The sequence below is a fragment of the Corallococcus sp. CA049B genome (assembly GCF_003611685.1).
GTDB classification, from domain to species: domain Bacteria; phylum Myxococcota; class Myxococcia; order Myxococcales; family Myxococcaceae; genus Corallococcus; species Corallococcus coralloides.
In genome coordinates, this window is the sequence record NZ_RAWC01000115.1 from 22,050 (window position 1) to 28,049 (window position 6,000).

Here is a 6,000-nt window from a genome sequence, read left to right on the forward strand (position 1 = left end):
CTCCTTAAGAAAATCAGGTGCTTTGGCCTGGGCGAGCCGGCCGATCTACCGCAAAGTCGAGCTTTCTTACAAACGCGAACTCAAACCGGTTGCATTGGTCCCTTTGTTCCCGTTGCCGAGGAAGCAGGGGTCAGCTCATCCAGGACGCGCTTGCGGAGGGCCAGCAGCTCCTTGCGCTCTGACAGGAGCAACCGCGTCTCCTCTGTCAAATCAAAAGCCCCCTGCGTCTGTTCCGTCGCTCGCTTTATATAAACGAGCCGCTCGTCAATGCGCTTCTTCATGATGTCGCGGCACGCGAGGATGAACTCCGCTTCCAGCTCCATTCCCGCCGGGGAGAGCCGGCGGCCGGCCTCCAGGAGCGTCCGCTTGACGACCTCGGACGCCTCGAAGAGCGCCTCCTCCAGCCCCTGTCCGGACGTCGTCTGGGCCAGCACCATCCGCAATCCCATGTGGGACAGCTCATCACACACGCGGAAGGTGTCCCGGGCGAGCAGCCGGGAATCCCGAAGGATTGCGGCCACATAGAGCGCCTCCGACTCCGGCGGAGGGCGCTCCGCCTGGGGCTTGGGCACCGGGCGCGGCACGGCCTGGGCGGGGACGGCGTTGGGGTACGGCGAGGAGACGGCGGGCTTGGGCGTGGGGGGCGGCTTGTACTGGAGCGACGACTCAATCTGCGCCGGCATCCAGCCGAAGTGGCCCGCCAGCGCGCTGATGAGCGCCGAGCGCGTCAGGCCCGGAGGCACCTGGGAGGTGACGGGCTTGAGCCGCTCCAGGGCGGACATCTTCTCCTCGAAGCTCGCCTGCTTGCCCAGGGGGAGCAGGGTGGCGAAGAGGTAGGCGGTGAGGGGCTGGGCGCCCTCCAGCAGGCGCTCCACGCCGTCGGTGCCCTCGCGGCGGGCGAAGACGTCCGGGTCATCCCCCTGCGGCAGGAGCGCCACCCGGGTGGGGGCGCCCGCGGCGAGCAGGGGACCGGCCAGCCGCTCCACGGCGGCGAGCCCTGCGGAGTCTCCGTCTAGGAGCAGCACCAGGTCGCGGGCCTCCGCGCGCTTGAGCACCTGGAGGTGGCCGGCGGTGAGGTTGGTGGAGCACAGGGCCACCGCGTTGCGCACGCCCACCTGGTGCAGGCCGATGCAGTCGAAGTACCCCTCCACGAGCACGGCCGTCTTGCGCTTGTGGATGTCGTCGCGCGCCTGGTCCATGCCGAAGAGCGTCTCGCTCTTGTTATAGAGCCGGGACTCGCGCGAGTTGAGGTACTTGGGGCCGTCCTCCGCCGCGACCAGCCGGCCGCCGAAGGCGATGGGCCGCCCCTCCGGCGCGCGGATGGGCACCATCAGGCGGCTGCGGAAGAAGTCGATGCAGCCCTCCCCGCTGTTGCGCTTCGTGATCAGCCCCGCCTTCAGGCCCCACTCCAGCATGCCGTTCTTCTGGAAGCGGTCCGCCAGGAGGCTCCACTGCGCGGGCGCCCACCCCAGGCCGAAGCCCTGGGCGACCTCTTCCGAAACGCCCCGGCTGGCCAGGTAGGCGCGCGCGGCGCGGCCTTCGTCCTCGTGCCAGAGCAGGCCGCGGAAGTGCTCCGCGGCGAAGTCCGTGGCCTCCTTGACCTGCTGACGCTCCTTGAGGCCGGGGTCCTGCGCGGCCTCCAGGTCGATGCCCACCTCCTGGGCCAGGTCTCGCACGGCGTCCTGGAACGTCTTGCCCAGGTAGCGCTGGATGAAGGACACCGCGTCGCCGCTCGCCCGGCAGCCGTGGCAGAAATAGAAGCGCTTCTCTGGCACCACGTAGAAGGACGGCGTCTTCTCCTGGTGGAAGGGGCAGCGGCCCTTGAACTCACGGCCGGCCTTCTTGAGCTCCACGTGCCGGGACACCAGCGACACGATGTCCACGCGGTCGAGGACCTCCTGGATCTTGTGCTCCGGAATCACGACGCCCCTCCATCCATCCGCATGAGCGCGGCCTTCCGCCCGCCATCCTGACGGCTCCCTCTGACGCAAACGGACGGAAGCTGGGACACGGCGCGCACTCCTGATGGCTGCCCGCTCGCCTCCCGGGGTGGGGGACGGGCGGAAGGGCCTTGAGGATCAGCGCTTAATGGCCAGCGGGCGAGGGATCAAAAAATCCGCTTCGAGCCCGGGGTGGGGAGGGCACCTGGGACACGTTCCCGGCGCCCCTTCCCCTGGAATACAGGTGCTTCAGGACAGCTTGGCCAGCTGGGCCTTCACTTCTTCGGAGATGGCCTTGCCCTCGGCCTTGCCCTGGACCTTGGGGTTCACGTTCTTCATGACCGCGCCCATGTCCTTGGGGCCCTTGGCGCCGACCTCGGCGATGGCGGCCTGGACGGCGGCGGTGAGCTCTGCCGGGGTGAGCTGCTGGGGCAGGTAGCGCTGCAGGACGGAGATCTCCTGCTCTTCCTTCTCCGCGAGCTCCGGGCGGCCTCCGGCCTTGAACTGCTCGACGGAGTCGCGGCGCTGCTTGATGAGGGTGGCGATGACCTGCTGGATGCCCGCGTCGTCCAGCTCGCTGGCGCCCGGCTCGACCTCCTTGTACTTCACGGCGCTCTTGAGCATGCGCACCACGCTCAGGGTCAGCTCGTCCTTGGCCTTCATCGCGTCCTTCAGGTCCGCGGTCAGGCGCTCTTTCAGGGTGGTCATGTCGGGATTCCTCACGGGCGGGGAAAAGGGTCGCCGCGCCAGCGGATGGGACGGCGGGAGCCAGGGCACCTGACTGCTGGAGCCCCGGCTCCTCACTGCGGGCCTGCCTAGTACGACTTGCGGGCCTTCTTCACAGCGCGCTTCTTGGCGGCGAGGGCCTTCTTCTTCCGCTTCACGGAAGGCTTCTCGTAGTGCTCGCGCTTGCGGATCTCGGAAAGGATTCCGGCCTTCTCGGTGGCCTTCTTGAAGCGCTTGAGAGCGCTTTCGATGGACTCACCTTCCTTCACTCGAATACCGGGCATGCAGTCACCTCCTTCCGCCTAGCTGGATGCAATCTGGAAATCTTCAGAGGGTCGGGGGGTATGGCGCAGCGGGCCGGAAAAGGCAAGGAGACCCGCACGGAAAGGATGGGCCGGGTGCGGTAGAGTGTCCGGCGCGTGTCCCGCCTCCTCCTCCTGGTCCTCCTGCTGGCGGCCAGCCCGTCCCGGGCTGGCACGGTCGCTTCCGAGTGCTGGGCCTCCTGCCGCCGCCACGTCGCGGATCCGTCCCTGCGCGCGCGGACCTGTGGCGCCTGCGTCACCGGGGGGCGGGTGGACAGCTGGGTGGCGTCCCTGGGGACGGGTGGGGTGGAGGCGCGGCAGGCGCTGGCCTCCGCGCTCAAGGACTCCAGCTGGCGGGTGCGCTGGGCCGCGGTGCGGGCGGAGGCCCGGAGCCGGGGACTGACGGAGCGGCGGGCCCTGGCGGATTGGATCATGGACACCCCGCCGGACGCGGACCTGGGGGCCTGCCTCACCGCCGTCCGGGCCGCCGCCGATTCCGGCCGGTCCACGGCGGACTTCCTGCGGGAGGCGGGCGCCCGGGGGCCTTCCGCCGCGGCCCGGGTCTGGGCGAAGCGGGACGCCGTCCGGCAGGCGCTGTCGCTGGAGATGTTCTCGCAGGAGCCGTCCGGGCGGCTGCCGGCGCTCCTGCACCTGGCCACCTTCCAGGGGCGGTCCGCGACGCGCGTGGTGCTGGATGCGCTGGCGTCGCGGCCCGTCGCCGGGGACGCGGTGATGGCGGAGCTGCTCTTCGCTGTCGCCGAGCGGCAGCAGGCGTCCGTGGGCCGGCTGCTCCTCACGGAGGCGAAGCCCCCGGACGAGGCGGTCATCAACCGGCTCTTCGCCGTGTACTCGCGCGAGCTGGACGCGCTGCGGCCGGAGCTCACCTCCGGTCTGGTGCAGCGCCGGCGCACGGCGGCGGCCACCCTTCGCCGCTACGGTCCGCTGGCGAAGCGGGAGCTGGAGGCGGCGCTGGGGGACGACGACGGCCGGGTCCGGGAGCTGGCGGCGCGGGGCCTGGCGGAGTCCGCCGGAAAGCCCCTGCGGGACGTGGCGCTCCAGGGCGTGAAGGACGCGGAGTCCGCGGAGGCCGCGCGGCCGTGGCTGGGCGCGATGGCGCATGAGAAGGGGTGCTTCGCCTTCCTGCGGGACGTGGCGGAGGGGCGCAACGCCCGGACTCCGGAGGTGCAGGGGGAGGCGGTGGCGTTCATGGGGGACTGCTCGGAGGGCCCGGCCCCCACGAAGCGGCTGGCGCCCTTCCTCTCGTCGAACGTGACTCCGGTGCGCGCGGGCGCGGTGCGCGCGCTGGGGGCGCTGCCCCGGAATGGCGACGCGATGGCGCTGGCGGCGAAGGCGCTGGAGGACGGCGCGCCGGAGGTGGTGGTGGCCGCGCTGGACGTGCTGTCCGCCTACCGGCAGCCGTCTCGCGGGGACGCGGCGGCGGGCCTGCTGGAGTCCGAGCACCCGGTGGTGCGCGCGGCGGCGGCGCGGGCGCTGGAGTTCGTGGGCCGCACCGCGCACGTGCGCGTCCTGGCGGACCGCCTGCGCGGGGATCCGGTGGCGGACGTGCGCATCGCGGCCGCGAGGACGCTGTGCGCGCTGGGCGGGCCGCACGCGGTGGCGGCGCTGAGCGAGGCGGCGGCGCACGACGCGGACACGCACGTGAGGCACGTGTCGGCGGAAGGGCTGCGGCGGCTGGGCTTTGGACGCTGAGCGCTGATGTCGCGAGTGGCCCGGGGCCGCTCAGGCTGCGCGCACCGACGGCTTGGGAATCCGGGAGGCGGAAGGCCCGTGGCTCAGGGCCCTCCTCCTGACGCTCACGGGCCGCTGACGGCCTTGGCGTCCACGCGGTTGCGGCCCGCGTGCTTGGCCCGGTAGAGGTACTTGTCCGCGGCGGAGATGAGGTCCTCCGGCTGGGAGAAGTCCGAGTCCAGCAGCGTCGCCACGCCCAGGCTGATGGTCACCTTGATGGGCGTGCCGCTGAAGATGAAGTCCGCGCGGTCCACCGCCACACGGCAGCGCTCCGCGCACGCCAGGGCCGCGTCCTCCGCGGACTCGCGCAGCATCAGCGCGAACTCCTCGCCGCCGTAGCGCGCGAGCAGGTCCTCGGTGCGCACCGTGTCCGCCACCCGCTGCGCGATGCGCGTCAGCACGAAGTCTCCGGCCGGGTGGCCGTACACGTCGTTGATGCGCTTGAAGTGGTCCACGTCGAAGAGCACCAGCGACAGCGGCACGCGGTGGCGCAGGCAGTACGCGAACTCCTTGCGCACCGTCTCCATGAAGTACTTCTTGTTGTAGACGCGGGTGAGGCCGTCGCGCGTGGCGGACTCGTAGATGCTGCGCTGGTACTGCTCCTCCAGCGCGTCCTGGATGCTGAACTTCAGCACCGTGTTGGAGCCGATTTGAATCTTGTCGCCGTCATACAGCGGCGCCGCGCTCACCTTCAGGCCGTTCAGGTACGTGCCGTTGGTGCTGCCCAGGTCCACGAGCTGGAAGCGGCCGTCGCCAATGGCGACCACCTTCGCGTGCTTGCGCGAGATGCCGTCGTCCTCGACCTGGAACTGGGCCTCCGAGCTGCGGCCCAGCACCACCTCTGAACGGTCCAGCTTGAACATCCGCCCGATGCCGGCGGCGGACTTGGCGCTGATCACGATCAGATAGGCGCTCTGCTGCTGGGCGCTGCCCAGCAGGTCCGAAATCGAATGGACGGAAGTTTTCTCCTCGGACATCGCGCCTCCCATCTTACGGGCCGCCTTTTCACGGCGGCAAGCACACCCACGCTCCTTTCACGCACCCGGTGTCAGGCGACCCGCCCCACCCGCGCCGGCCGGCGCCTGGGTTTCTCCGGTGGCGGAACTGTCGGCCGCCCGACGGACAGCTCGCCGGCCACGGGCGTCCGGAGGAAGCGGGCGAGGGCCTCGCCCCCCCGGGGATGCTCCGCCAGCCCCTGCATCAGCTTCACCAGCGCCGCGGACGGGGTCATGTCCGCGCCCCCCACCGCCCCTTCCGCCAGTGCCTTGGCCCCGGACTCATAG

General features: G+C 70.8%; 5 protein-coding genes and 1 pseudogene. 1 reads left to right on the forward strand and 5 read right to left on the reverse strand.

Annotation, left to right across the window (positions count from 1 at the left end; genetic code table 11):
• Nucleotides 1–80: 80 nt before the first annotated feature.
• From dnaG to rpsU, 3 genes are all read right to left on the reverse strand, one after another.
• Nucleotides 81–1,922 (reverse strand): DNA primase, encoded by a 1,842-nt coding sequence (dnaG, locus tag D7W82_RS23540; protein ID WP_120620498.1) that lies wholly within the window; start codon nt 1,920–1,922, stop codon nt 81–83.
• A 267-nt stretch (nt 1,923–2,189) separates the two neighbouring features.
• Nucleotides 2,190–2,648 (reverse strand): GatB/YqeY domain-containing protein, encoded by a 459-nt coding sequence (locus D7W82_RS23545; protein ID WP_014395135.1) that lies wholly within the window; start codon nt 2,646–2,648, stop codon nt 2,190–2,192.
• 107 nt (nt 2,649–2,755) lie between these two features.
• Entirely contained in the window at nt 2,756–2,950 is a 195-nt protein-coding gene (gene rpsU / locus D7W82_RS23550) for a 30S ribosomal protein S21 (RefSeq protein ID WP_014395136.1), read from the reverse strand.
• Between the two features lie 135 nt (nt 2,951–3,085).
• On the opposite strand from rpsU, the gene D7W82_RS23555 reads away from it, so the two are divergent.
• A complete protein-coding gene (locus tag D7W82_RS23555; protein ID WP_199727815.1) occupies nt 3,086–4,678 on the forward strand; it encodes a HEAT repeat domain-containing protein in 1,593 nt (530 codons plus the stop codon).
• Nucleotides 4,679–4,782: 104 nt separating this feature from the next.
• Here D7W82_RS23555 and D7W82_RS23560 read toward each other — a convergent pair whose 3' ends face one another.
• Both D7W82_RS23560 and D7W82_RS23565 read right to left on the reverse strand, forming a co-directional pair.
• On the reverse strand, nt 4,783–5,694 hold the full coding sequence (locus D7W82_RS23560) for a GGDEF domain-containing protein (protein WP_120529987.1): 912 nt from the start codon (nt 5,692–5,694) through the stop codon (nt 4,783–4,785).
• Nucleotides 5,695–5,765: 71 nt separating this feature from the next.
• Nucleotides 5,766–6,000: pseudogene (locus tag D7W82_RS23565) on the reverse strand (L-asparaginase 1); the annotation flags it as partial.

Bases quoted from the DNA above. Each gene is read 5' to 3' on its own strand.
- D7W82_RS23545 (WP_014395135.1), bottom strand. From the start codon at position 2,648: ATGACCACCCTGAAAGAGCGCCTGACCGCGGACCTGAAGGACGCGATG.
- rpsU (WP_014395136.1), bottom strand. From the start codon at position 2,950: ATGCCCGGTATTCGAGTGAAGGAAGGTGAGTCCATCGAAAGCGCTCTC.
- D7W82_RS23560 (WP_120529987.1), bottom strand. From the start codon at position 5,694: ATGTCCGAGGAGAAAACTTCCGTCCATTCGATTTCGGACCTGCTGGGC.